Source organism: Micromonospora sp. HUAS YX12, from assembly GCF_040215685.1.
In the GTDB taxonomy this organism is placed as follows: Bacteria; Actinomycetota; Actinomycetes; order Mycobacteriales; family Micromonosporaceae; genus Micromonospora; species Micromonospora tulbaghiae.
Genome location: NZ_CP157974.1, coordinates 2,145,254 through 2,168,688, shown reverse-complemented (window position 1 = coordinate 2,168,688; position 23,435 = coordinate 2,145,254). Strand labels below are relative to the sequence as shown.

Here is a 23,435-nt window from a genome sequence, read left to right as displayed (position 1 = left end):
ACCTCGTCGTGTCGGTGGAAGGGTGGCCGTCGCCCCCCGGGCGTCTGCTCTGCGCATGCTAGGGACCGCTTCGAACCCACTTTCGATCGGCCCACCCCTGGTCAGGCCCGATTCACCGCTCGTTCACCTTCCGTTCACCTGATCACTGACGGCGCTGGCTCCGTAACCGGTCACGCTCCCGTTCGACGTCGAAATCGGCAGGCGGATACCCCAGATCCAACCCGTCGAACGTCTCCCGCAGCAGGTGGGCGACCGCCCAGTCCCGGTACCACTTGCGGTCCGCCGGCACCACGAACCACGGCGCCGCGTCCGTGCCGCACCGCTCCAGAACCTCGTCGTACGCGCCCTGGTATTCGCCCCAACGTGCCCGGGTGTCCAGATCGCTCGGGTTGTACTTCCAGAACTTCGTCGGGTCGGTCAGCCGCTCCATCAGCCGCTCGCCCTGCTCGGCGTACGAGATGTGCAGCATGACCTTCACCACTGTGACCGCCTGCTCGGTCAGTTCCCGCTCGAAATCGTTGATGATCGCGTACCGGGACCGCCAGGTCGCCTCGTCGACCAGCCCTTCGACGCGGGCGATGAGCACGTCCTCGTAGTGCGAGCGGTTGAACACGCCCACGTACCCGGGCGGCGGCAGCGCCCGGCGTACCCGCCACAGGAAGTCGTGCCGCAACTCCTCCTCGGTCGGCGGCCCGAACGAGCGGATGTGCAGCCCGAGCGGGTTCATCGCGCCCGCCACCCGCTTGACCGTGCCGTCCTTGCCACCGCAGTCCATCGCCTGGAGCACCAGCAGCACCCGGCGCGGCCGGTCGCCGCCAAGCCCGGCGTCCGCCTGCGCCGGCGCGCTGGTGGCGCTGCCCGGTCCGGCGGCGCCCTGCGCCGAGGCGTACAGCATCTCCTGCTGCCGCCCGAGTTCCGCGCCGATCAGCTCGACCTGGGCCCGCGCCCACTCCTTGCGCGCGGGTCCGTGGCCGGCCGCCGCCGGCAGTCCCGGCGTCGACCGGGGGTCGATCGCCTCCAGATCCACCGCCCCGGACACCACCCGAAGCAACTCCCGCATCGGCCCGCCCTCGGGCCCCACGACCTCACTCATCCCCCGATCCTCACCCCCAGAGCCCTTCCCCGCCCGCCCCGCCCTCCCCGCCCTCCCCGCCTCACCCCGCCGATCTTGCGGTTGCGGTCCCTGGCACGCCCGGAAAGCACCGTTTGCCGGGGCGGCAAGTGCAAGATCAGCGGGGGTGGGCGGGGTGCCGTGACGGGGGCCGGGGCGGGAGAATGGGTGGGTGGACGAGCTTGCGGGGGAGTTCGAGGCGGAACGCGGGCGTCTCCTGGCTGTGGCGCAGCGGATGCTCGGCAGCCGCAGCGAGGCCGAGGACGCGGTGCAGGAGACCTGGCTGCGCTTCGCCGGCGCGCTGAGCGAGCCGGAGGAGCGCGCCCGCGTACGCGACCTGCGGGGCTGGCTCGTCACCACCTGCTCCCGGATCTGCCTGGACGTGCTCCGCTCCGCCCGGGTGCGCCGGGAGGCGTACCCCGGTCAGTGGCTCCCCGAGCCGGTGGTGACCGCGGTGCCGGCGGCGGACGGGTTCGCGCCCGACCCGGCCGAGCGGGCGGTACGGGCCGACCAGCTCGGCACCGCGCTGCTGGTGGTGCTGGAACGGCTGACGCCGGAGCAGCGGGTGGCGTTCGTGCTGCACGACGTGTTCGCGGTGCCGTTCTCCGACGTGGCGGACGTGCTCGCGGTGACGCCGGAGGCAGCGCGTCAGCTGGCGTCCCGGGCCCGGCGGGCGGTACACGGGCCGGACACGCCCCGGCACAGCGCCGACATCGCCGAACAGCGGCGGGTGCTCGCCGCGTTCGCCGCGGCGGTGGAGTCGGGTGAGCTTGAGCAGTTGGTCCGCGTGCTCGCCCCGGACGTCGTCTCGATCGGCGACGCCGGCGGTCACTTCCCGGCGGGACGCCGGCCGGTGGTCGGCGTCGACCCGGTCGCCCGCCTGCTCCTCGGTCTGTACGGCCAGGCCCGGCAGCGGGGTGGTATGCGCGGCAGGCCGGTCCTGGTGGACGGCACGCTCGGGTGGCAGTCGGAGTTCCTCCACCGGGACGGGCGGACCATCCAGATGGTCACCTCGTTCGCCGTCCACGAGGGGCGGGTCACCGGCGTGTTCAACCAGCTCAACCCGGACAAGGTGAGCGACCTGCCGCCGCTGGGGCCGGACGCCGTCTGGCCGCCGCGCTGGTGAGCCGGCTCAGACCACCAGCGCCAGCCACTTCCGGTACGACGTGGCGAACGGCTCGGTGCCGTCGCCGAGCGCGCCGAGCAGCCAGCGGGACGCGGCCTCGGCCTCGGTGACCACGTCGTCCGGGTAGCCCCAGCGAGCCCGGTGCAGGGCGAACTCGTCCTCGTCACGCAGCTCGACCAGGCCGGTCTCACGGCGGCGCACCACGTCCAGGTCGAGGTCGATCAGGTGGACCGTCTCCTCGCCCTCCCAGCGGGCCGGGGTGGCGATGTCGCAGTAGACCTCGCTGGTGCGCGGCGGCGGGTTGAACATGCCGGTCCACCAGCCGTGGTGGGGCACCAGCAGGACGAACGGGATCTGCTCGACCGACGGGCGGCCGTGGTAGACGGACTCGGTGCCGGCGGGCACGCCGAGCCAGACGCCGAGGTCGTCCTCGGCGAGCCGGCGGGCCGGGTAGTCGCGGTGGGCGCTGCCGTCGTACTTGCGGTAGATCACGCGGACCACGTCGCTCGGCATGCCTGGCACCCTAACCGATTCCGGCCACGCCACGCGATCGGGAGGTAACCGGACGCGACCCGCCGTCCCGCCACGCCGCCGGAGCGGCCGGACCGCCGTCGGTGCCGGCGGGTACGGTCGCACGGTGACCCCGTCCCGCACCGCCACCGGCCCGGCCGTCCCGAAGAAGCGCCGCAGTGGCCGCGCCGGTGCCGGGGAACTGCTGGCCGCCGCGGTGGGCGCGGTACCGGGCGGCGCGGCCCGGCCGGGTCAGCAGCAGATGGCCGAGGCGATCGAGCGCAGCATCGCCTCCGGCGAGCACCTGCTGGTGCAGGCCGGCACGGGCACCGGCAAGTCCCTGGCCTACCTCGCCCCGGCGCTGACCGTGGACGGGCCGGTGGTGGTCTCCACCGCCACGCTGGCGTTGCAGTCCCAGCTCGTCGAGCACGACCTGCCGAGGCTGGCCGACGCGGTCGAGCCGGTGCTGGGCCGCCGTCCCACCTTCGCCGTGCTGAAGGGCCGCCACCACTACCTGTGCCTGGCCCGGTTGGACAGCTCGGTCGAGGACGAGCCGGACGACGCGCTGTTCGACGCGCCGCGCTCCGGCAACGGCGGCGGCACCAAGTGGCTCGGCGAGGCGGGCCGGCTGGGCAAGCAGGTGCAGCGGCTGCGCGACTGGGCCGAGGAGACCGCCACCGGCGACCGGGACGAGCTGGACCCGGGCGTGGACGACCAGGTGTGGCGCAGCGTCTCCATGCCGGCCCGGGAGTGCGTGGGCGCTAGCCGCTGCCCGTTCGGACAGGAGTGCTTCGCGGAGGCGTCCCGGGCGCGCGCCCGCGAGGCCGACATCGTGGTCACCAACCACAGCCTGCTCGCCGTCGACATGCTCGCCGGGCGGCACATCGTGCCGCCGCACAGGCTGCTCGTGGTGGACGAGGCGCACGAGCTGGCCGACCGGGTCTCGTCGGCCGCCCAGGCCGAGCTGGTGCCGGAGCTGATCGACAGGTCCACCCGGCGGGCCCGGCCGCTGCTGCGCCCCGACGTGGCCGAGCGGCTCACCGAGGCCGGTGACGCGCTCGCGGTGGGGCTGGCCGAGGCGCCGGCCGGGCGGCTCACCGCCGGTCTGCCGCCCGCGCTGCGCGAGGCGTGCACGCTGCTGGACTCGGCGACCCGGGCCGCGCTGGAGGGGATCGGCGACGTGAAGGCCGACGACCCCGACCCGGTACGCAAGCAGCAGGCCAAGGCGGTGCTGGACGAGCTGTCCACCACCGCCCAGCGGCTGCTGGAGGAGGCCGACCACGACGTCGCCTGGGTCGAGAAGCCGGACAACGGCAGTCGCCGGGCGCTCGTGGTGGCGCCGCTGTCGGTGGCGGGCACGCTCGCCACCCACCTGTACGACGAGCGCACGGTGGTCGCCACCTCGGCGACGCTGGCGCTGGGCGGGCGCTTCGACACGGTGGCCCGGGCGCTGGGGCTGGACGCGCCGCCGCCCGCCCCGCCGTCCCCGGCCGCCGCCGCGCTCGCCACCGCTGCCGCCGCCGGCCGCGCCCCGGTCACGCCGCCGGTGGCCGCCACCGAGGGCAGCCGGGCGGCGATCGGCACCGTACCGGCGACCGAGGGGCCGGGCTGGAGCTCGCTCGACGTCGGCTCGCCGTTCGACTACGCCCGGCAGGGCATCCTGTACGTGGCGGCGCACCTGCCCCGCCCCAGCGTCTCCGGGCTGCCCGGACCGGCCGGTGAGGAGTTGCTGGCGCTGGTCGAGGCGCTCGGTGGTCGTACCCTCGGGCTCTTCTCGTCGCGACGGGCCGCGCAGCAGGCGGCGGAGCTGGTCCGCGCGCGGACCGACCTGCCGGTTCTTCTTCAGGGCGAGGAGGCGCTGCCGCTGCTGGTGCGCCGGTTCCGCGAGGTACGGGAGAGCTGCCTGTTCGGGGTGATGTCGCTCTGGCAGGGGGTGGACGTGCCGGGCGACGCCTGCCAGCTCGTGGTGATCGACAGGTTGCCCTTCCCCCGCCCGGACGAGCCGCTCGCGGCGGCGCGGGCGGCGGCGGTGGACGCCGGTGGCGGCTCGGGCTTCGCGGCGGTGAGCGTGCCGATCGCTGCGGTCCGGCTGGCCCAGGGCGTCGGCCGGCTGATCCGGGCCACCGGCGACCGGGGCGTGGTGGCGGTGCTCGACTCGCGGCTGGAGACGGCACGCGGGTACGGCCCGTTCCTGCGCCGCTCGCTGCCGCCGTTCTGGTACACCACCCGGCCGGAGGTGGCCCGGGGCGCGCTGGAACGGCTCGCCAAGAGCTGACGCCCGCGCCTCCCCGGGGCGGGGTGACGCGGGCGTCGGCGGGTCTTGCCGGGTCAGGGCGCCTGGGAGGCGACGACCACCGCGTCCGGCGGGGTGTCCGGCACGCTCCGCGCGGCGAGCCGGCGGACCGCGGTGTTGAGTACGGCGATCAGCGGCACCGCGACCAGCGCGCCGGCGATGCCTGCGAGCACGACTCCGGCGGCGATGCCGATGATCACGGCGAGCGGGTGGATGGCCACCGCGCGGCCCATGATCAGCGGCTGGAGCACGTGGCCCTCGACCTGCTGCACGCCGATCACCGCGCCCAGGATGATCAGGGCGGTGACCGGGCCGCTGTCGACGAGCGCCACCAGCACGGCCACCACGCCGGACAGGAACGCGCCGACGATCGGGATGAACGCGCCCAGGAAGACCAGCGCGGCCAGCGGGAACGCGAACGGGATGTCGAACAGCACCAGGAAGATGCCGATGCCGACCGCGTCGATGAAGGCCACCAGGACGGTGGCCCGCACGTAGGCGCCGAGCGTCGCCCAGGACGCGCGACCGGCGTCGTCGACCTTCCAGCGGGCGGCGACCGGCAGCAGCCGGACCAGGAACCGCCAGATGTTGTTGCCGTCGCGCAGGAAGAAGAACGTGGCGAACAGGACCAGGACGGTGCCGGTGAGCACCTCGGCGAGCGTGGCGGCGGTGCTTATCGCACCGCTGGTGAACCGCTCGGTGTTGCCGTTGATCCAGTTCTGCGCCTCGTCGATGTAGCGGTTGAGCTGACTGTCGGACAGGTGCAGCGGGCCGGTCTTGAACCAGTCCTGGATCTGCCGGACGCCCTCGGAGGACTTCTGGCTCAGCTCCGGTACGCCCTTGATGAACTCGTTGACCACCAGCGTGAGCGTGCCGACGACAGCGGCCAGGCCGCCGACCAGCACCACGGCGGTCGCCAGCGAGCGGGGAAGCCGGGCCCGGAGCAGCCAGCCGACCGCCGGGGCGAGCAGCGCGGAGAGCAGCAGCGCGACGGCCAACGGGATGATCACGATGCTGATGGTGCCGACGATCTTGAGCAGTGCCCAGGTCACGATGCCGATCACGATCAGGCGCCAGCACCACGCGGCGGCGATGCGCAGCGCGTGCGGCACCTCCGTGTCGTCCCGGCTGACCGTCGAGGAGTGCAACGCCGCCGGCGACCCGGCGCCCACGACCATCGCCTCCGGTGAGGCGGGCGGCCCCGGCGCGGCCGGCGAGGCCACTCCCGCGTCCCCGGCCTCCGCGGCCTCCGCTGCGGCCCGCCGGGTCCGGGCCGCCTCCCGGCCCGACTCGTACGCGCGGCGGAGCCGTCCACGCATCCGCTCGAAGCGGCTCAAGCGCACCTCCGGCAAAGTCAGCCCCACCAGGTCGCAGGGGGCACAGGATACGTCCGTACGCCCCACCCTAGGGCGACTCGGCCACACATTGCCCGCCCGGCGCTCTCGCCAACCACACGGGGATCGACCGACGGCCACGCGGTAGCGTCTTCGCGTGACCGCCGACCAGAGTCTCGACGCCGGGCTGCCGATACGTCTGCTGCACGACCGCGTGCTGGTGCGTACCGAGGGTGGCGAGGGGGAACGCCGCTCCACCGCCGGCATCGTGATCCCCGCGACGGCAGCCGTGGGCAAGCGGCTGGCCTGGGCCACAGCGGTCGGCGTCGGCCCGAACGTCCGCGCGATCGTGGCCGGTGACCGGGTGCTGTTCGACCCGGACGACCGCTCCGAGGTCGAGTTGCACGGACGGGCGTACGTGCTGCTGCGCGAGCGGGACGTGCACGCCGTGGCGGCCGAGCGGGTGGAGACCACCGCCGCCGGCTCCACCGGTCTCTACCTGTAGCTCTCACCTCCGGCGACGGGCCCGGCGCGGGTCGGCGCCGTTTGCGGCGCTGCCCGGCGGGAAGCCCAGGCACCTCAGCGCGCCCTGGGGAGGGACACCATGCCGGTAGTGATCAAGAAGATCCTCGCCTGGGGATTCCTCGCGTTCCTGATCTACTTCATGGCGTTCCGGCCGGACGGGGCGGCGCAGATGTTCAAGGGCATCGGCGCCGCGTTGATGGCCATCGCCCAGGGGCTCGGCGACTTCCTGACCGGCCTGATGAGCTGACCACCGCCGCCGACGAGCCGGCCGGCCTCAGCGCCCGGGGTGCCAGGGCGCGCCCGGGTCGTGCCAGCCGCCCGGTCCGTGGCCGGCGCCCGGGCCGCCCTGCCAGCCGGCCGGGCCGTAGCCGCCCGGGCCGTAGCCGCCCTGCGGGAAGGCGGGCGGCTGGGCCAGCACCACCGGGATCGGCACCACCGGGTCGTCCGGCGCCTCGACCGGGCGCTGCGAGCCGTCCGGGAACCGCAGGTGGTAGCGCTGACCGTCCCAGACCCCGACCGGCGCCTGCGGGTCACGACCGACGAAGAACGACCGGTACGCGGTGATCGCGTCCAGCAGCTCCCGTTCCTCCCGTGCCGTCCGCTCCCGCTCCTCCGGCTTGCGGTCCAGTCCCCGGCGCATCCCGTCCCGCAGCAGCGCCAGGCGGGTCGCGGCGAACTGGTAGCCGCGCATCGCGCGTACCCCGCCGTCACCGGCGACCCGTCGCGCCCAGGTGCGCGCCGCGTGCCGCCGGCCCAGGCTGCCCAGTGCCGCCACCTCGGGCGGGGTGAGCCAGCCCGCGCGTACGTAGTCGGGCAGCGTGCGCTCGGTGAGCCGACCCTCCCAGGCGCGCAGCCAGACCGCCAGACCGACCATCGCGAAGAAGATCGGCACCATCACGCCGATGTAGCCGTAGAGCACGATCACGGTCTCCCCGGTGGCCTGGGCCAGCGAGGGCAGCAGGTTCCAGGTGCCGTGCAGGATCATCGCCAGCAGCAGCCCGGCGAGCGGCGCGAGCACCCGTACCCGCCGGTCGGCGGTACGCGCGGCGACACCCAGCCCGACGCCGGTCATCGACGTGAACAGCGGGTGGGCGAAGCCGAACAGCAGGATCCGGACGATGAAGATCGCGATCACCTGCTGCGCGCCGGTGGCCGGGCCGTACTCGTCGGCGCCGGCACGGTAGCCGTGCCCGCCCAGGTAGAGGATGTTCTCCACCATGGCGAAGCCGACCGCGGAGAGCCCGCAGTAGACCAGGCCGTCGGTGATGCCGGAGAACTCCCGCCGCCGGAAGATCAGCACCAGGAGCGGACCGGCCGCCTTGGTCAGCTCCTCGATGAACGGCGCGACCAGCACCGCGGTCAGCGCGACCGGCAGCCCCCGGTCCTCGAACAGCCCCGCGCTGGCCGTGTTCACCAGCAGCGAGATCGCGGTGGAGACGAAGGCGCCCCAGGCGAAGCAGAAGATCAGATACTTCAGCGGCTCCGGTTCGTAACGGTCGAGCCAGAGGAAGCAGAAGACCAGCACCGGCACCGGCAGGATCGCCGCGATCACGCCGATCAGCAGCGCCTCGGCGCCCAGGCTCTCGCCGAGCGTGAACACCATGAACAGCGCACCGGCCGCGATCAGCAGCACCACACCGGCCAGCACCAGGAAGCGCCGCCAGCCGAGCCGGCGCAGCGGCATCCGGGGCGCCGGCGCCCCCGGCGGGGCGACGGGCGCGTGCGGTGGCGGCGGGGCTGCGCCGGGCGGGGTGTCGGCCATGCGGTCAGCGTAGTCACCCACGACCCACTGGTCCGGTCGCATCGTGACGGCTATGCTCCCGGACAGGTCACGAGCGCCAGCGTCAAGCCCCGGCTTGCTGGCCGGCAACCCTCGTCGAGGTTCGCGGTGGGGTGCCCCGGGTGATGACCGGGCCCGGTGCCGCTCCGCGCGCCGGGCAAGCGCGGACCCCGTCCCGGCACCCCTGGGGTCCCTGTGACCCGGGAGGCTCCGGCATGACCGTCACCCTCGTACCCTCGCTGCCCGTCCTGCCCGCGACGGTCCGGCCCGACCCGCTCGGCGTGCTCGGCGTACCGGGGGAGATCAACCTGGACCACGCCGCCAGCGCGCCGTGCGCGCGGGCCGCGGCCGACGCGGTGGCCGAGCTCCTTCCCTGGTACGCGAGTGTGCACCGCGGCGCCGGCGCGCTGTCGCGGCGCTGCACGCTCGCCTACGAGCGGGCCCGGCAGACCGTCGGCGACTTCCTCGGCGCCCGCCCCGGCGATCACGTGATCTTCACCCGGAACACCACCGACGCGCTGAACCTGCTGGCCCGGGCGCTGCCCGCCGGCACCACCGTGATCACGTTCGGCGGCGAGCACCACGCCAACCTGCTGCCCTGGCCGCGCGGCTCGGTACGGCTGCCGGTGCCGGACAGCCCGGCCGGCGCGGTCCGCTCCCTCGCGGCGGCGCTCGGCGAACTCGCACGCGACGCCCGGCCCGGCCTGCCCGTGCTGGTCGCGGTCACCGGCGCCGGCAACGTCACCGGCGAGTGCTGGCCGGTCGCCGAGCTGGCCCGGGTGGCCCACCGGCACGGCGCCCGCATCCTGGTCGACGCCGCGCAGCTCGCCCCGCACGCCCCGGTCGACCTGACCGCGCTGGACGTGGACTACGTGGCCCTGTCCGGGCACAAGCTGTACGCCCCGTTCGGCACGGGTGTGCTGGCCGGGCGCGCGGACTGGCTGGACGCGGCCCCGCCGTACCTGGCCGGGGGCGGCGCCACCAGCCACGTCGGCGCCGCGACGCACGAGGTGCGCTGGACGACCGGCCCGGCCCGGCACGAGGCCGGCACCCCGAACCTCCTCGGCGCGGTGACGCTCGCCGCTGTCTGCGAGGCGCTCGGGGCGGCCGACCGGGACGCGCTGCACGCCCGGGAACAGGCACTGCTGGCCCGGCTGCGTACCGGCCTGGCCGCGCTGCCGGACGTGGTGGAACTGCGCGTGTTCTCCCCCGAAGCGCCCCGGGTGGGCATCGTCAGCTTCGTCGTCGCCGGACGGGACTCCGCCGAGGTGGCCGCCCACCTGGCGAGCCGGCACCGGATCGGGGTACGCGACGGCCTGTTCTGTGCGCACCCGCTGACCCGGCGCCTGCTGGCCGAGGCCGCCGCCCGTACCGGCCGCACCGACCTGCCCCCGACCGCCCTGCGCGCCAGCCTCGGCCTGGGCACCACCGAGGCGCAGGTAGACGCCCTCGTAACCGCCCTGACCCACCTCCCCTAGCGCTCGCACCAGATCTTGGTACGGCCCCGCCCCCGTGGGGGCGCTCCCGTACCAAGATCTCCCCCAGCCCGCCCTCTGGGGCGGGGTCAGCCGACGGGTGGGGCTGTGGGGGGATGAGCTGCGGGGTTCTGGGCTGCGGGTTCGCCCGGACGGTTCTCGCCGAACGCCTGCCGTACCAGCCGGTTCGCCTCCTCCTGCTCGACCCCGGAGGCCACCATCAGGTCGCTCGCCGTGGTACGCACCTGGGCGATCACCACGCTGCCGGAGAAGCCGACCCCCTCGGCGTACGCCCGGCCGGCCTCGCTCACCGCGCGCAGCGACCGCTCGCGGGCCTCCTCGGGTTCCTGCCCGGCGGCGAACTCCTGGCGGAGCAGGCGTACCGCCTCGGCCAGGTGACCGATCGCGTCCGGCATCGGCTCGGGGACCGGTTCGGAGTCCTCGATGAGGGTGACCGCGCGGCGGATCAACGTGCCGCTGTTGCGCATGGCCCGGTCGATCGGGTCGGCCGCCTCGGCGTAGTGGGTCAGCTCGCTGCGCCGGTGCCACCGCGCCGGCGAGATGGTGATGGTCTCCTTGGCGCCCTCGATCGCCTCGGAGAGCGCGGCCAGTTCCTCCTTGTTCTCGCGCAGCCGGAACAGGGCCTGCTGGGCCGCGCCCCGGTCCTGCTTGCGCAGCGCCTCGGCGCACGCGTCGAGCTGGTCGGCGAGCAGGTCGAGTGCCGGCCGGGCCGCCCGGTTGATCACCCGTAGCGGGTTGAGCGGCAACAGGACGGCGGTGACCAGCAACGCGATACCGCCGCCGAGGAGCGCGTCGATGAAGCGGGGGAACTCCAGGTTCTCGGTGGACGGGCTGAGTGTCACGATCAGCACGGCGGTGGCCGCGGCCTGGATCACGATGGCGACGCTCGCGCCGGCGAAGATGGTCAGCAGGATGGCCGAGGTCACCACCAGCGCGAGCTGCCACGCGCCGGTGCCGAGGAAGTAGATCAGCGCGTCGCCGACGAGCACGCCGACCGCCACCCCGACGATCAGCTCGACGGTGCGCCGGAACCGCTGCCCCACCGAGGCGGCGAGCGTGCCCACAGCGGAGATCGGGGCGAAGACCGGCTGCGGGTTCTTCAGCAGCCGGTGCGAGATCAGGTACGCCAGGCCGGCGGCGAGCCCGGCCTGCAGCGCGAGGCCGAACGCGGTACGGACCCGGTGCAGCCGGTCGTGCAGCGTCGCCTTGCCCCGGTGCCGCAGTTCCTCCATCGCGGAGGCGATCCGCTGCCCGTCGCGGTCGGCCAGCCCTTCACGCAGGTTGCCGCGGCGCAGGAACTGCAGTCGTCCGTCCCGGGCCATGGCCGGTACTACCCGTACCGCCCCGGCTGAATCCCTCCGACCGGGCCGGAGTGGGGCAGACTGCATCCGATGGACGACCTGACGGCACGGTGGCGGGACGCGGCACGGGCGGCGGGCGCGACCGATCCGGCGGGAGTCGAGCGGGCTGGCGTCCGGCTGCTGGCGGGCTGGCGGGAGCCGCACCGGCGCTACCACGACGAGGCGCACCTGCGCGCGGTGCTCGACGTGGTCGACGCGTACGCCGGTCTGGCCCGCGACCCCGGCCTGGTCCGGCTGGCGGCGTGGTGCCACGACGCGGTCTACGACCCGCGCGCGGCGGGCGACGCCAACGAGCGGGCCAGCGCCGACCTGGCCGGCGAACTGCTGGCCGCCGCCGGGCTCCCGGCCGCGACGGTGACCGGGGTACGCCGCCTGGTGCTGCTCACCGCCGGCCACGCGGCCGGGCCGGACGACCCGGACGGCGCGCTGCTCTGCGACGCGGACCTGGCGGTGCTCGCCGCCCCGGCGGAGCGCTACGACAAGTACGCCGCCGCGATCCGCGCCGAGTACGCGCACGTGCCCGAACCGGACTTCCGCACCGGCCGGGCCGCGGTGCTGCGGCACCTGCTCGCCCTGCCGGCGCTCTACCGCCTACCCGAGCCGCACGCCCGCTGGGAGGCTCCGGCCCGGGCCAACCTGTCCCGGGAACTGGCCGGTCTCACCTGAGACGCGGTGCTTCGGGCGGCGCAGACCGGCGTCACGCAGCAGCCGGACGATCTCCCGCGAGGGCACGACCGTGGCGCCGAGCCAGACCGCCGCCCGGAACCGCTCGGCGGGCAGGTCGTAGTGGTCGCGGTCGAAGCCGCGCCGGGGCGCGCCGAGCATCTCGGCGAACGCGTGCAGCTCGGCGTACGAGACGTCGCTGATCAGGTGCGACCAGAGCCGGCCGCGCCAGGGCACGGCAGGCGGGTCCAGGTAGAGCACGGCAACAGACGGTACGCCGGTAGCCTTCCCGGCATGGCCGCCCATCCCCTCCTCGACGACCTGCGGGCCGCGCTCGGCGACGCCGCCGTACTGACCGACCCGGACCTGCTGGCCGGGCACGAGCGCGACGAGGCCGACCTGTGCGACTCGGGCACCCCGCTGGCGGTGGTACGTCCGCGCGACACCGACGAGGTGGTGGCGGTGGTCCGGGCGGCCGGGCGGCACGGCGTACCCGTGGTGCCGCAGGGTGCGCGGACCGGGCTGGCCGGCGCGGCGAACGCGGTCGCCGGCGCGGTGGTGGTGAGCACCGTGGCGATGGACGCGATCCGGGAGATCGACCCGGTCGGCCGGTTCGCGGTGGTGCAGCCGGGCGTGGTGAACGCGGCGCTCGCCCGTGCGGTACGGGAGCACGGCCTCTGGTATCCGCCGGATCCCGGCTCCTGGGAGTCGTCCACGATCGGCGGCAACGTGGCCACCAACGCCGGCGGCATGTGCTGCGTGAAGTACGGCGTGACCAGCGAGTACGTGCTGGGCCTGGAGGTGGTGCTCGCCTCCGGCGAGGTGCTGCGCACCGGGCGGCGTACCGCCAAGGGGGTCGCCGGGTACGACCTGACCCGCCTCTTCGTCGGCTCGGAGGGCACGCTCGGTGTGATCACCGAGGTGACTGTGGCGTTGCGTCCGGCCCCGGAGGAGTCACTGACCCTGGTCGCGGTCTTCCCCACGGTGGCGACGGCCGGCGGCGCGGTCGCCGGGATCGCCGGGCGCGGGCTCACCCCGAGCCTGCTGGAGCTGCTGGACCGGACGCATCTGCGGGCGATCGAGGCGTACCGGCCGATGGGTCTGCGCACGGACGCCGAGGCGCTGCTGCTCGCCGCGGTGGACACCGGCGCCCGGGCCGCCGACGACCTGGCCCGGCTGGCCGAGGTGTGCACCGCGGCGGGCGTCGACGAGGTCTACGCGGCCACCGACGCGACCGAGGCCGCGGCCCTGCTCCAGGCCCGGCGGCTGGCCCACCCGGCGATGGAGCGGTTCGCGGCCGAGACGTTCCCGGGCGGCAACGGCGGCCTGGTCATCGACGACGTGGCGGTGCCGCGCGGCCGGCTGGCGGAGCTGCTCGACGGGGTGGCCCGGATCGCGGAGGCGTGCCAGGTGCCGATCGGGGTGGTCGGTCACGCGGGCGACGGCAACATGCACCCGAACATCGTGGTCGACCGGGCCGATCCGGCGAGCCTGGCCCGGGGGCGACGGGCCTTCGACGAGATCATGCGGTTGGGGCTGGAGCTGGGCGGCACCTGCACCGGGGAGCACGGCGTCGGGCTGCTCAAGCGGGACTGGCTGGCCCGCGAGATCGGCCCGGTGGGCGTACGCGTGCACCAGGCGATCAAGGCGGCGCTGGACCCGGCGGGGCTGCTCAACCCCGGCAAGATCTTCTAGCTCTTGTCCTCGGCCGGTGTGGCCTGGGTGACGAGCAGCAGCACGTCGTAGGCCACCTTCGGCTTCGGCTCGCCCGGGCAGTCCTGGATGGTGACTGTCAGGTCGGGCGGCACGAGCAGCGTCGAGGTCAGCACGCCGATGCAGCCCTGCTTGTAGCCGCGGGCCTCGTCGGTCTCCTTCGCGATCGCCGGGTCCGCGAGCATCAGCTGGAGCCGCCGCGTCTGCTCCGGGCTCAGCGTGCCGGTGGCGTTCACGCCGTCACCGGCGCAGTCGCGGCACTGCCAGCGGCCCGACGGGTCCACCTCCAGGCTGCGGACCGGGCCGTCGCCGAGCCGCTGCACCAGGGAGACGCGTCTGCCGTCCGGTGTCGGACTGACCGCGCCCGCCGCCCCGGGTGTGGCGGCGCCCTCGGCCCGGCCGAAGGAGCAGCCGGTCAGAGCCAGCAGGACCACGACGCACAGGGCGGGGACGCGCAACCAGGATGGGCGAACCACGCCCGGAAACCTACACTTCCGTAGGTAGCGCGCACTACCGGCCGAGCGGTCCGAGTCGGGGATCCCCTACCTGGGGGAGGCCGGAAGTTCAACGCCCGGGCCGTCGGTGCCCCGGTCGGCGGCGAATCCGCGGACGTCGGGCGCGCCGAGGCGGGCCGCGTCGGCCGCGATGTCGTCCGGCATGAGCTGCGACTCCCGCTCGGCCAGCACCCGCGCCCGGTAGTGGGCGACCTCTCGGTCCCGGGTCGCCGCGTCCCAGCCGAGCACCGCGCCCATCAGCTCCGCGGCGTGCTCCGCCGACTCCAGGCCGCGGTGGCTGGTCTCGATCGAGATCCGGGTACGCCGGGTGAGCACGTCCTCCAGGTGCAGCGCGCCCTCGGCGCGGGCGGCGTACGTCACCTCGGCGGCGAGGTATTCCGGTGCGCCCGCCAGCGGCGAGCCGAGCAGCGGATCGGCGTCGACCAGGGCGAGCAGGTCGAGCGTGAGGGTGCCGTAGCGCTCCAGCAGGTGCTCGACCACCCCGACCGCGACCCCGTGCCGGCGGGCCAGGTCGGCCCGGTCCCGCCACATGGCGGCGTACCCGTCGGCGCCGAGCAGCGGCAGGTCGGCGGTACGCGAGGGGCGGGCCCGGCCGAGCCGGTGCATCGCGCGGTCGACCACGTCGGAGGCCATCACCCGGTAGGTGGTGTACTTCCCGCCCGCGACCAGCAGCAGGCCGAGCATCGGCTCCACCACGGCGTGCTCGCGGGAGAGCTTGGAGGTGGAGTCCGCCTCGCCGGCGAGCAGCGGGCGCAGCCCGGCGTAGACGCCCTCGATGTCGGCGGTGGTCAGCGGCCGGTCCAGCACCGTGTTGACCTGCGACAGCAGGTAGTCGATGTCGCTCGCGGTCGCGGCCGGGTGGGACCGGTCGAGTTGCCACTCCGTGTCGGTGGTGCCGATGATCCAGTGCCCGCCCCAGGGGATCACGAACAACACGCTCGTCGCGGTACGCAGGATCAGGCCGGTCTCGCCGACGATCGCCGAACGGGGCACCACGAGGTGCACCCCCTTGGAGGCCCGGACCCGCAGCTTCGGGCGCAGCCCGACGTCGTTGAGCATCCGCGACATGTCGTCGCTCCACACGCCGGTGGCGGCGATCACGGTGCGGGCGCGTACCTCGAACTCGGCGTCCGGCGAGCCGGCGGGCGCCTCCAGGTCGCGGACCCGCACGCCGGTGACCTCCCGGGCCTGACGGATCAGGCCGACCGCGCGGGCGCTCGTCACCACTGTCGCGCCGAGGCTGGCCGCGGTGCGCGCCAGCGTCACCACCAGGCGGGCGTCGTCGACCTGGCCGTCGTAGTAGCGGATCGCGCCGGCCAGCTTGTCCGGGCGCAGGCTGGGGAAGATCCGGCGGGTGCCCTCGCGGGTGAGGTGCCGGTGCAGCGGCATCCCGCGCCCGCCGCCGAACACCCCGGCGAACGCGTCGTACGCGGCCACGCCGAGGCCGTAGTAGGAGCGGCGGAAGAACCGCCGGGGCAGGTCACGCGCGCCGCCCTCGGCGGGCAGCGGCACCAGGATCGGCACCGGCCGGACCAGGTGCGGCGCGAGCCGCGTGGCGAGCAGGCCGCGCTCGGTCAGCGCCTCGTGGACCAGGTGGAACTCCAGCTGCTCCAGATAGCGCAGGCCGCCGTGGATCAGCTTGCTGGACCGGCTGGACGTGCCGGCGGCGTAGTCGCGGGCCTCCACCAGGGCGACCTTCAGCCCTCGGGACGCGGCGTCGAGCGCGGCGCCCGCTCCGGTCACGCCACCGCCGATGACCAGCACGTCGAACCGCTCGGCCCGGAGCCGGCGCAGGTCGTCGGCGCGGCGCTCGGCGGAGAGCCGGCCGGCCGTGGATCGGGACACACTCGGATCACGCACCAGTCAACGGTAACCGTCCCGGGCGCGTGGCGACACGGCCCGGCCGTACCGTGATGACCATGCTGACCGGCCCGCCGCTCGCCCCCGTACCGCCGCCGCCACCGCGCGAGACCGGTCCGTGGCCGGTCGTCGCGGCGGTGGCGACCGGGGTGTGGATCGTGCTGGTCACCGTGCCGGGCCAGATCACCGGCTGGCTGGTCGACCAGGTGGCGCTGGTGATCGGCGCGGACCGGCCGGTGGCGGGCTGGCCGGTGGTCGCGGTGGCCACCGTGCTGCTGGCCGGCGCTCCGGCGCTGGCGCTGGCGCTCGCGCCCCGCTCCCCCGCGCTGCGGGCGGCCGGCCGGGCCTGGACCGCCGCCGTGGTCGCGCTCGGCGCGACCACGCTGCTGCGGACGGTGCCGCCGGTGCATCACGAGGCGTACCTGGCCGCGCTCGCGGTGACCGCCGCGGCGCTCGCGCTCGTCGCCGTCCGTCTCGGCCGCGTCCGGCCGCCGGTCGTGGTGGACGCGGTCCCGGAGGGCCGGTTCGGGTCGGTGTCGCTGCTGGCGATCGCGGCCGGCCTGGCCGTGCTGCTGCCCTGGGCCTGGGTGGGCGGGCTCGGCGGGGCGCTGGAGACGCTGCTCGCCGGCCTGGCCGCCGCCGCGCTGGGCGCGCTCGCCGGGGCGCTTCTCGGCGCCGGTTTCTGGGCCGCGTTCGGGCCGGGTCCGGCCCGGCTGGTGCTGGTCGGCGGTCTGGTCGCGGGTGTGACGCTGACGCCGCTCGCGGCCGGCGCCGGGCAGTCGGGCGTGCAGTTGCCGGCGCTGGTCCTGCTGCCGCCGCTCGGTTTCGTGCTGGCCGCGCTGGAGGCGGCGGCCCGCCACGCGGGCCGCCCGGCCGGGCCCGCACCGGTGCGCCGGCTGGCCGGGCTCGCCCTGCTGGGGCCGCTCGCCTTCACCGACCCGGAGGAGATCAGCCTCCTGCTGTCCGCCACCCGCGACACGCCGTTCTGGGTCGCGGTGGGCACCGGCGTGGCGTTCGCCGTCGCGGTCGTCCTGGCCGTCGGGTACGGCGTGCTGCTCGCCCGGTCCCGCGCCCGCGCGCCCCGGCGCGCTCCGGCCGCGCTGGCCGCCGCCGCGCTGCTCGCCGCCGTCGCCGTGGTGTACGTCGTCCCCGGCCAGCCGGGTCTGTACGGCGAACGGCTGCTCGTGGTGCTGCGCGAGCAGGCCGACCTGACCGGTCTGCCGGCCGGGACGCCGGGCCGGGCCGGGCGGGACGCCCGGGCGACCGAGGTGTACCGGCGGCTGGTGGCCACAGCCGACCGCACGCAGGGCGACCTGCGCCGCACGCTGACCGGGATGCGGCTGAGGCCGACGCCGTACTACCTGGTGAACGCGATCGAGACGGACGGCGGGCCGGCAGTCCGGGCCTGGCTGTCCAGCCGCCCCGAGGTGGCCCGGGTGCTGGTCAGCCAGCGGCTGCGCCCGCTGCCGGCGCTCGCCCCGCAGGCGCGCGGCGACGCGCCGGCACCGGCCGGCCCGGCCTGGAACGTCTCGCTGATCGGCGCGGACCGGGTCTGGTCCGAGCTGGGCGTCACCGGTTCCGGCGTGGTGGTGGGCAGCTCCGACTCCGGGGTGGACAGCCGGCACCCGGCGCTCGCGGGCGGCTTCCGGGGCGGCGACGACTCGTGGTTCGACCCGTGGGAGGGCCGCCGTGCCCCGGCCGACCGGGGTGGCCACGGCACCCACACGCTCGGCAGCGCGGTGGGCCGGGACGGGGTCGGCGTGGCGCCGGGCGCGAGCTGGGTCGGCTGCGTCAACCTGGACCGCAACATGGGCAGCCCGGCCCGCTACCTCGACTGCCTCCAGTTCATGCTGGCCCCGTTCCCGCCCGGCGGTAACCCGCTCACCGACGGCCGTCCCGCTCGCGCCCCGGACGTGCTGACCAACTCGTGGGGCTGCCCGCCGGTGGAGGGGTGCGACCCGGGGGCGCTGCGACCGGCGACCGCCGCGCTGACCGCGGCGGGCATCCTGGTGGTGGCCGCAGCCGGGAACACCGGCCCGTCGTGCGGCTCGGTCGCGGACGCGCCCGCGCCGTACCCGGACGTGCTGACCGTCGGGGCGGTGGACCGGCAGCGGCGCGTCACCGAGTTCTCCAGCCGCGGCCCGGCGCCGGACGGTCAGGCCAAGCCGGACCTGGTCGCCCCCGGTGCCGCGGTGCTCTCCGCGATGCCGGGCGGCGGGTACGCCACCCTGGACGGCACCTCGATGGCCACGCCGCAGGTCGCGGGCGTGGTGGCGCTGATGTGGTCGGCGAATCCGGCGCTGGTCGGGGATCTGGACCGGACCCGGGCGATCCTGCGCGACACCGCGCAGCCGGTCGCGGCGCCTGCCGGGGCGGACGCCTGCGGCGGACCGCAGGACGTCTCCGGCGCCGGGCTGGTGGACGCGTACGCGGCGGTGCGCGCGGCCCGGTCCACGGCCACCGGTTAACAACCCTGTCCATTGGCCTGCCGATGCCCTAGGGTCGGCGTCCATGGACGTGGAGATCATCGAGCTGGGCCGGGACCGGCTGCCCGAGATGGTCGAGCTGTGCCGGCTGTCGCTCGACCTGCCGGAGGACGCGGCCGAGGCGTCAGCGGTGGTGGTCACCGTGGCGGATCGGGCCGAGGCCGGCCGTCCGGTGCTGCGCCTCGGCGCGGTACGCGACGGCGCGCTGGTGGGCGTACTCGTCGGGTCGCTGTCGGCGGCCGATCCGCGGCTCGGCCACGTCGACCTGGTCGCGGTGGCGCCGACGGACCGCCGCCGGGGCGTGGGCGGTGCGCTGCTGGCCGAGGCGGAGAGCCGGCTCGGCGCGCTCGGGGCGAGCGAGGTGCTGCTCGCCGGCAATCCGCCGCACTACGCCTGGCCGGGCATCGACGTGCGCTACACGCCGGCGGTCTGCGCCGCGCAGCGGCTCGGCTACCGGCAGGACCGTACCGCCTGGAACATGACCGCCGAGCTGACCGAGGGGTCGGCGGCGCTGCGCTCCACCGAGGCCACCGAGCAGCGGCTGGCCGGGCGGGGCGTGACGGTACGCCGTGCCGGTTCCGACGACCTGCCGGCGCTCGCCGCGTTCGCCCGGTCCACGTTCGGCGGCGCCTGGGACGGGGAGCTGGCCGGTTCGGTGGGGCGGCCGGACGCGGGTGTGCACCTCGCCGAGCGGGACGGCGAGATCCTCGGGTTCGCCGCGTACGGGTCGGCGCGGCCGAGCTGGTTCGGGCCGATGGGCACCGCACCGGCGGCGGAGGGCTCCGGGATCGGTGGCGTGCTGTTGCGCCGGTGCCTGCGCGACCAGGCCGCCGCCGGGATCACCGCTGCGCAGATCGGCTGGGTGGGGCCGGTGCCGTTCTACTCGAACGCGGCGGGGGCCCGGATCGAGCGGGTGTTCTTCCTCTACCGGAAAGCCATCAAAGGGGCATAGACGTCAATAGTGCCATTCGAGCTCCTTCGTCATCGACCGGGCTCTACGGTCGATGGCGAAGGAGGCGGTGCATGACCACGAATGACGAACGGGCCGAGGATCCGGCGGCGGGCCGACGCCCGGCCGACGAGCTTCCCGGCCAGCTCCCGTTCGACCGGCTCGACGTCGGCGACGCCGAACAGCTCGCCGAGCTGGCCGGTGCCGACGGGCCACCGGTGGAGGAGCTACGGCAGCCGGTGGACGAGCCGAGGCGGCCGCCACCGCCGTACGACCGGGCGCACAAGCGGCGCAACCAGCGCCCGCTGCCCACCTGAGCCCGATACGCGGAAAGGGGGCGGACCGCTGACGCGGCCCGCCCCCTTCGGCGTACTGGTGGAGCTGGACTCAGAAGTCCATCTCCCCGCCACCCGGACCAGCCGGGGCGGCCGGGGTCTTCTCCGGCTTGTCCGCCACGACGGCCTCGGTGGTGAGGAACAGCGCGGCGATCGAGGCGGCGTTCTGCAGCGCGGAACGGGTCACCTTGGCCGGGTCGATGATGCCCGCGGCCAGCAGGTCCACGTACTCGCCGGTCGCGGCGTTGAGGCCGTGACCCGGGTCGAGGTTGCGGACCCGCTCGACGACGACGCCACCCTCCATGCCGGCGTTGACGGCGATCTGCCGCAGCGGGGCGTCCAGCGCGATCTTGACGATCTGCGCGCCGGTCGCCTCGTCGCCCGCCAGGTCCAGCTTGTCGAAGGCGGTCTTGCCGGCCTGCACCAGCGCGACGCCACCACCCGGGACGATGCCCTCCTCGACGGCGGCCTTCGCGTTGCGGACGGCGTCCTCGATGCGGTGCTTGCGCTCCTTCAGCTCGACCTCGGTGGCCGCGCCGACCTTGATCACCGCAACGCCACCGGCCAGCTTGGCCAGCCGCTCCTGCAGCTTCTCCCGGTCGTAGTCGGAGTCGCTCTTCTCGATCTCGGCCCGGATCTGGTTGACCCGGCCCTGGATCTGCTCGGCGTCGCCGGCGCCGTCGACGATGGTCGTCTCGTCCTTGGTCACCACGACCTTGCGGGCGCGGCCCAGCATGTCGAGGCTGACGGCGTCCAGCTTGAGGCCGACCTCCTCGCTGATGACCTGGCCACCGGTGAGGATGGCGATGTCGGCGAGCATGGCCTTGCGGCGGTCACCGAAGCCCGGCGCCTTGACGGCGACCGACTTGAAGGTGCCGCGGACCTTGTTGACCACCAGGGTGGCCAGGGCCTCGCCCTCGATGTCCTCGGCGATGATCAGCAGCGGCTTGCCGGACTGCATGACCTTCTCCAGGATCGGGAGCAGGTCCTTCACCGACGAGATCTTGCTGTTGACGATCAGGATGTACGGGTCGTCGAAGACGGCCTCCATACGCTCCGGGTCGGTCATGAAGTACGCGGAGACGTAGCCCTTGTCGAAGCGCATACCCTCGGTGAGCTCGAGCTCCAGCCCGAAGGTGTTGCTCTCCTCGACGGTGATGACACCTTCCTTGCCGACCTTGTCCATCGCCTCGGCGATGATCTCGCCGACGCTCGGGTCGGCGGCGGAGATGGAGGCGGTGGAGGCAATCTGCTCCTTGGTCTCCACGTCCTTGGCGAGCTTCAGCAGCTCCTCCGAGACGTTGGCCACGGCCGCCTCGATGCCCCGCTTCAGGGCCATCGGGTTGGCACCGGCAGCCACGTTGCGCAGGCCCTCCCGGACCAGCGCCTGGGCCAGGACGGTCGCCGTCGTCGTGCCGTCACCGGCCACGTCGTCGGTCTTCTTCGCGACCTCCTTGACCAGCTCGGCGCCGATCTTCTCGTACGGGTCCTCGAGCTCGATCTCCTTGGCGATGCTCACACCATCGTTGGTGATGGTGGGGGCACCCCACTTCTTCTCGAGCACGACGTTGCGGCCCTTGGGGCCGAGGGTCACCTTCACGGCGTCGGCGAGCTGGTTCATGCCCCGCTCGAGGCCGCGGCGCGCCTCTTCGTCGAACGCGATCATCTTGGCCATACGGCGTTGTCCTCCTGGACACTCACGGGCCATCCGGATGCCCGGATGGGCCGTCTGGTGTACGCACCTTGGGGACGTCGTCACCTGGCGACGACGACGTCTCCTCGGTCGGGCCGGACAGCCCGCGACGACCGGCCTCGTACCGCTCCGGCATCCCTTCGGACACCGGCGCGACCGTGGCCCTACCGCCCCGACCTTCTGGCACTCACCGTACGCGAGTGCCAATGACTTGTTTAGCACTCTCCCTAGCCGAGTGCAAGCACGACAGCCCCGCTCAGCCGAGTTCCGCCGCCAGCCGGGCCGCGTTCACCGGGCCTTCCTGAGCCCGCTGTTCGGCGTACGTGACGACCAGCCCGACCTGCTGCGCCAGGTACGCCGGGGCAGCCAGCAGGGCGCCGAACACGGCGAACGCCACGGCGCCGACCGCCGTGCCGACGGACGTCATCGGCTCGACGCCGAACAGAGCCCCGCTGATCCCGCCCACGACCGCGTCCAGCACCGTCGCCGCGAAGAGGACCGCCATCACCAGCGCGACCCGGCCCAGCACCATGCCGAACCGGCTGTGGAACATCCGCCACGCCCGCCCGATCGGCTCCCGCCGCTCGAACAGGTAGACCGGACCGAACAGGGCCAGCGCGAACGCGGCGTAGAGGCCGGGCAGCAGACAGAAGCAACTGCCGATCATGACCAGCAGCGAGACCAGGAGCGTCCAGCCCCACAGGCCGAGGGCACGGCGCAGCCCGTACCGGAAGGCGGCGCCGAGCCCGGTCGGCTCACCGGCCGCCTGGCGGGCGACCACCCAGGTGCCGGCGGCCCAGCCCGCCGCCTGGAGCAGGCCGAAGATCAGCCCGGCGAACAGGAGCACACCGTAGAAGGCGAACATCTGCCCCCAGAATCCGGCCGGCAGCACCGGAGCACCGTCCGGGGCGGTCGCCAGCTCGCCCTCGGGGCTGAAGACGAGCGCGAGGACGCCGATCACCGCCGCCGGGACGACCTGCGTGAGCAGCACGATCGGCAGCAGTTGCCGCCAGCCGCGCCGCAGCGCGGCGGTGCAGCGGGCGAACCAGGGACCGATGCCCGCGTGCGGCGGGTTGACGAGCGGATCCTGCGGGTCGATGCCGGGAAACCAGCCGGCGTACGCACCGGGACCGGCCGGTACCGGGTACGCCGCACCGGGGACCGGGTACGCCGCACCGGGCGTCGGATGGCCCGGGTACGCGGGGCCGCCCCAGCCCGGCGGCGGGGTTCCCGGCGGCACGTTCCAGCCGTGCGGCGGGGTGCCCGGCGCGTTCCAGCCCTGCGGGGTGTGGCCGGGTGGGACGTCGCCCGGCGCGCTCCATCCGGGCAGGGCGCCCGAGGCGGGTTGGCCGGCCGGGTTCGGGGCGCCGGGCTGCGGGCTGTCGTACCCCGGCTGGTCAGGGACGACCGGCACGGGGCCGGTGTGACCGGCCCACGGGTCGGCGCCGGACGCGCCGGAGGCGGGCGTGGCCCCTCCGGTGGTCCCCGGCGGTCCCGGTGCCGGCTCGGCAGCAGGCGGCGGGGGCGCGGCCGGGTCGGCCGGGGGGCCGGACGCCGCCGGCTCGGTGGCACCCGACGGGGGCAGATCGGACATGGGCCCTCCTCAGCGACTACGGCTGGAACGGCTCATGATCTTCCATGGTGGTAGGCCGCACCGCAGCCCCCGGCCCGGGGTCCGGCCGCGG

At 74.8% G+C, this 23,435-nt stretch carries 20 protein-coding genes and 1 riboswitch; of the genes, 10 read left to right on the top strand and 10 right to left on the bottom strand.

All coding sequences use genetic code 11. The annotated features are described in order from the left end of the window. Positions 1-142: 142 nt before the first annotated feature. Entirely contained in the window at positions 143-1,093 is a 951-nt protein-coding gene (locus ABIH81_RS10610) for a PPK2 family polyphosphate kinase (RefSeq protein ID WP_349880124.1), read from the bottom strand. Positions 1,094-1,283: 190 nt separating this feature from the next. Between ABIH81_RS10610 and sigJ the strand changes: the two genes are divergently transcribed. Next, positions 1,284-2,237 (top strand): RNA polymerase sigma factor SigJ, encoded by a 954-nt coding sequence (gene sigJ / locus ABIH81_RS10605; protein ID WP_349880123.1) that lies wholly within the window; start codon positions 1,284-1,286, stop codon positions 2,235-2,237. A gap of 6 nt (positions 2,238-2,243) precedes the next feature. On the opposite strand, the gene ABIH81_RS10600 is transcribed toward sigJ, so the two are convergent. Continuing rightward, the gene (locus ABIH81_RS10600) at positions 2,244-2,750 is read right to left on the bottom strand and encodes a DUF402 domain-containing protein (RefSeq protein ID WP_349880122.1); all 507 of its coding nucleotides are present in this window, start codon (positions 2,748-2,750) and stop codon (positions 2,244-2,246) included. A 124-nt stretch (positions 2,751-2,874) separates the two neighbouring features. Here ABIH81_RS10600 and ABIH81_RS10595 point away from each other — a divergent pair, with 124 nt between their 5' ends. Next, on the top strand, positions 2,875-5,022 hold the full coding sequence (locus ABIH81_RS10595; protein ID WP_349880121.1) for an ATP-dependent DNA helicase: 2,148 nt from the start codon (positions 2,875-2,877) through the stop codon (positions 5,020-5,022). Positions 5,023-5,075: 53 nt separating this feature from the next. Here the strand turns inward: ABIH81_RS10595 and ABIH81_RS10590 are convergent, their stop codons facing one another. Further along, a complete protein-coding gene (locus ABIH81_RS10590) occupies positions 5,076-6,359 on the bottom strand; it encodes an AI-2E family transporter (RefSeq protein WP_349881065.1) in 1,284 nt (427 codons plus the stop codon). A 172-nt stretch (positions 6,360-6,531) separates the two neighbouring features. Between ABIH81_RS10590 and ABIH81_RS10585 the strand changes: the two genes are divergently transcribed. Both ABIH81_RS10585 and ABIH81_RS10580 read left to right on the top strand, forming a co-directional pair. Next, positions 6,532-6,879 carry a co-chaperone GroES gene (locus tag ABIH81_RS10585; RefSeq protein WP_120572899.1) on the top strand — a complete coding sequence of 116 codons (348 nt, stop codon included), beginning with the start codon at positions 6,532-6,534 and terminating at the stop codon, positions 6,877-6,879. Positions 6,880-6,978: 99 nt separating this feature from the next. Next, positions 6,979-7,146, top strand: a complete 168-nt coding sequence (locus ABIH81_RS10580) for a hypothetical protein (protein WP_349880120.1) — start codon at positions 6,979-6,981, stop codon at positions 7,144-7,146. 27 nt (positions 7,147-7,173) lie between these two features. On the opposite strand, the gene ABIH81_RS10575 is transcribed toward ABIH81_RS10580, so the two are convergent. Then, a complete protein-coding gene (locus tag ABIH81_RS10575; protein WP_349880119.1) occupies positions 7,174-8,703 on the bottom strand; it encodes a PrsW family glutamic-type intramembrane protease in 1,530 nt (509 codons plus the stop codon). Between the two features lie 23 nt (positions 8,704-8,726). Continuing rightward, positions 8,727-8,849, top strand: a riboswitch (SAM riboswitch). A gap of 45 nt (positions 8,850-8,894) precedes the next feature. On the opposite strand from ABIH81_RS10575, the gene ABIH81_RS10570 reads away from it, so the two are divergent. After that, on the top strand, positions 8,895-10,157 hold the full coding sequence (locus ABIH81_RS10570) for an aminotransferase class V-fold PLP-dependent enzyme (protein ID WP_349880118.1): 1,263 nt from the start codon (positions 8,895-8,897) through the stop codon (positions 10,155-10,157). An 86-nt stretch (positions 10,158-10,243) separates the two neighbouring features. Here the strand turns inward: ABIH81_RS10570 and ABIH81_RS10565 are convergent, their stop codons facing one another. Then, entirely contained in the window at positions 10,244-11,497 is a 1,254-nt protein-coding gene (locus ABIH81_RS10565; protein WP_349880117.1) for an FUSC family protein, read from the bottom strand. A gap of 69 nt (positions 11,498-11,566) precedes the next feature. On the opposite strand from ABIH81_RS10565, the gene ABIH81_RS10560 reads away from it, so the two are divergent. Continuing rightward, positions 11,567-12,202 carry a metal-dependent phosphohydrolase gene (locus ABIH81_RS10560; RefSeq protein ID WP_349880116.1) on the top strand — a complete coding sequence of 212 codons (636 nt, stop codon included), beginning with the start codon at positions 11,567-11,569 and terminating at the stop codon, positions 12,200-12,202. Here the strand turns inward: ABIH81_RS10560 and ABIH81_RS10555 are convergent. After that, the gene (locus tag ABIH81_RS10555) at positions 12,128-12,460 is read right to left on the bottom strand and encodes a DUF4031 domain-containing protein (protein WP_349880115.1); all 333 of its coding nucleotides are present in this window, start codon (positions 12,458-12,460) and stop codon (positions 12,128-12,130) included. The two genes, ABIH81_RS10560 and ABIH81_RS10555, sit on opposite strands and share 75 nt — an antisense overlap. 33 nt (positions 12,461-12,493) lie before the next feature. Between ABIH81_RS10555 and ABIH81_RS10550 the strand changes: the two genes are divergently transcribed. After that, complete coding sequence (locus ABIH81_RS10550) at positions 12,494-13,894, top strand: FAD-linked oxidase C-terminal domain-containing protein (RefSeq protein ID WP_349880114.1); 1,401 nt, start codon at positions 12,494-12,496, stop codon at positions 13,892-13,894. On the opposite strand, the gene ABIH81_RS10545 is transcribed toward ABIH81_RS10550, so the two are convergent. Together ABIH81_RS10545 and ABIH81_RS10540 are read right to left on the bottom strand one after the other, a co-directional pair. Beyond that, complete coding sequence (locus ABIH81_RS10545) at positions 13,891-14,388, bottom strand: hypothetical protein (RefSeq protein WP_349880113.1); 498 nt, start codon at positions 14,386-14,388, stop codon at positions 13,891-13,893. The genes ABIH81_RS10550 and ABIH81_RS10545 overlap by 4 nt on opposite strands. A gap of 66 nt (positions 14,389-14,454) precedes the next feature. Next, a complete protein-coding gene (locus ABIH81_RS10540; RefSeq protein ID WP_349881064.1) occupies positions 14,455-16,272 on the bottom strand; it encodes a glycerol-3-phosphate dehydrogenase/oxidase in 1,818 nt (605 codons plus the stop codon). A 68-nt stretch (positions 16,273-16,340) separates the two neighbouring features. On the opposite strand from ABIH81_RS10540, the gene ABIH81_RS10535 reads away from it, so the two are divergent. The 3 genes from ABIH81_RS10535 to ABIH81_RS10525 all read left to right on the top strand — a co-directional run bounded on the left by ABIH81_RS10535 (position 16,341) and on the right by ABIH81_RS10525 (position 20,039). Further along, positions 16,341-18,755: a S8 family serine peptidase gene (locus ABIH81_RS10535; RefSeq protein WP_349881063.1), complete on the top strand. Its 2,415-nt coding sequence runs from the start codon at positions 16,341-16,343 to the stop codon at positions 18,753-18,755. 43 nt (positions 18,756-18,798) lie between these two features. After that, positions 18,799-19,725: a GNAT family N-acetyltransferase gene (locus ABIH81_RS10530; RefSeq protein WP_349880112.1), complete on the top strand. Its 927-nt coding sequence runs from the start codon at positions 18,799-18,801 to the stop codon at positions 19,723-19,725. 71 nt (positions 19,726-19,796) lie between these two features. Next, the gene (locus tag ABIH81_RS10525; protein ID WP_349880111.1) at positions 19,797-20,039 is read left to right on the top strand and encodes a hypothetical protein; all 243 of its coding nucleotides are present in this window, start codon (positions 19,797-19,799) and stop codon (positions 20,037-20,039) included. 70 nt (positions 20,040-20,109) lie between these two features. Here ABIH81_RS10525 and groL read toward each other — a convergent pair whose 3' ends face one another. After that, positions 20,110-21,732, bottom strand: a complete 1,623-nt coding sequence (gene groL / locus ABIH81_RS10520; protein WP_349880110.1) for a chaperonin GroEL — start codon at positions 21,730-21,732, stop codon at positions 20,110-20,112. A gap of 274 nt (positions 21,733-22,006) precedes the next feature. Beyond that, on the bottom strand, positions 22,007-23,344 hold the full coding sequence (locus ABIH81_RS10515; RefSeq protein ID WP_349880109.1) for a hypothetical protein: 1,338 nt from the start codon (positions 23,342-23,344) through the stop codon (positions 22,007-22,009). Between the last annotated feature and the right edge of the window lie 91 nt (positions 23,345-23,435).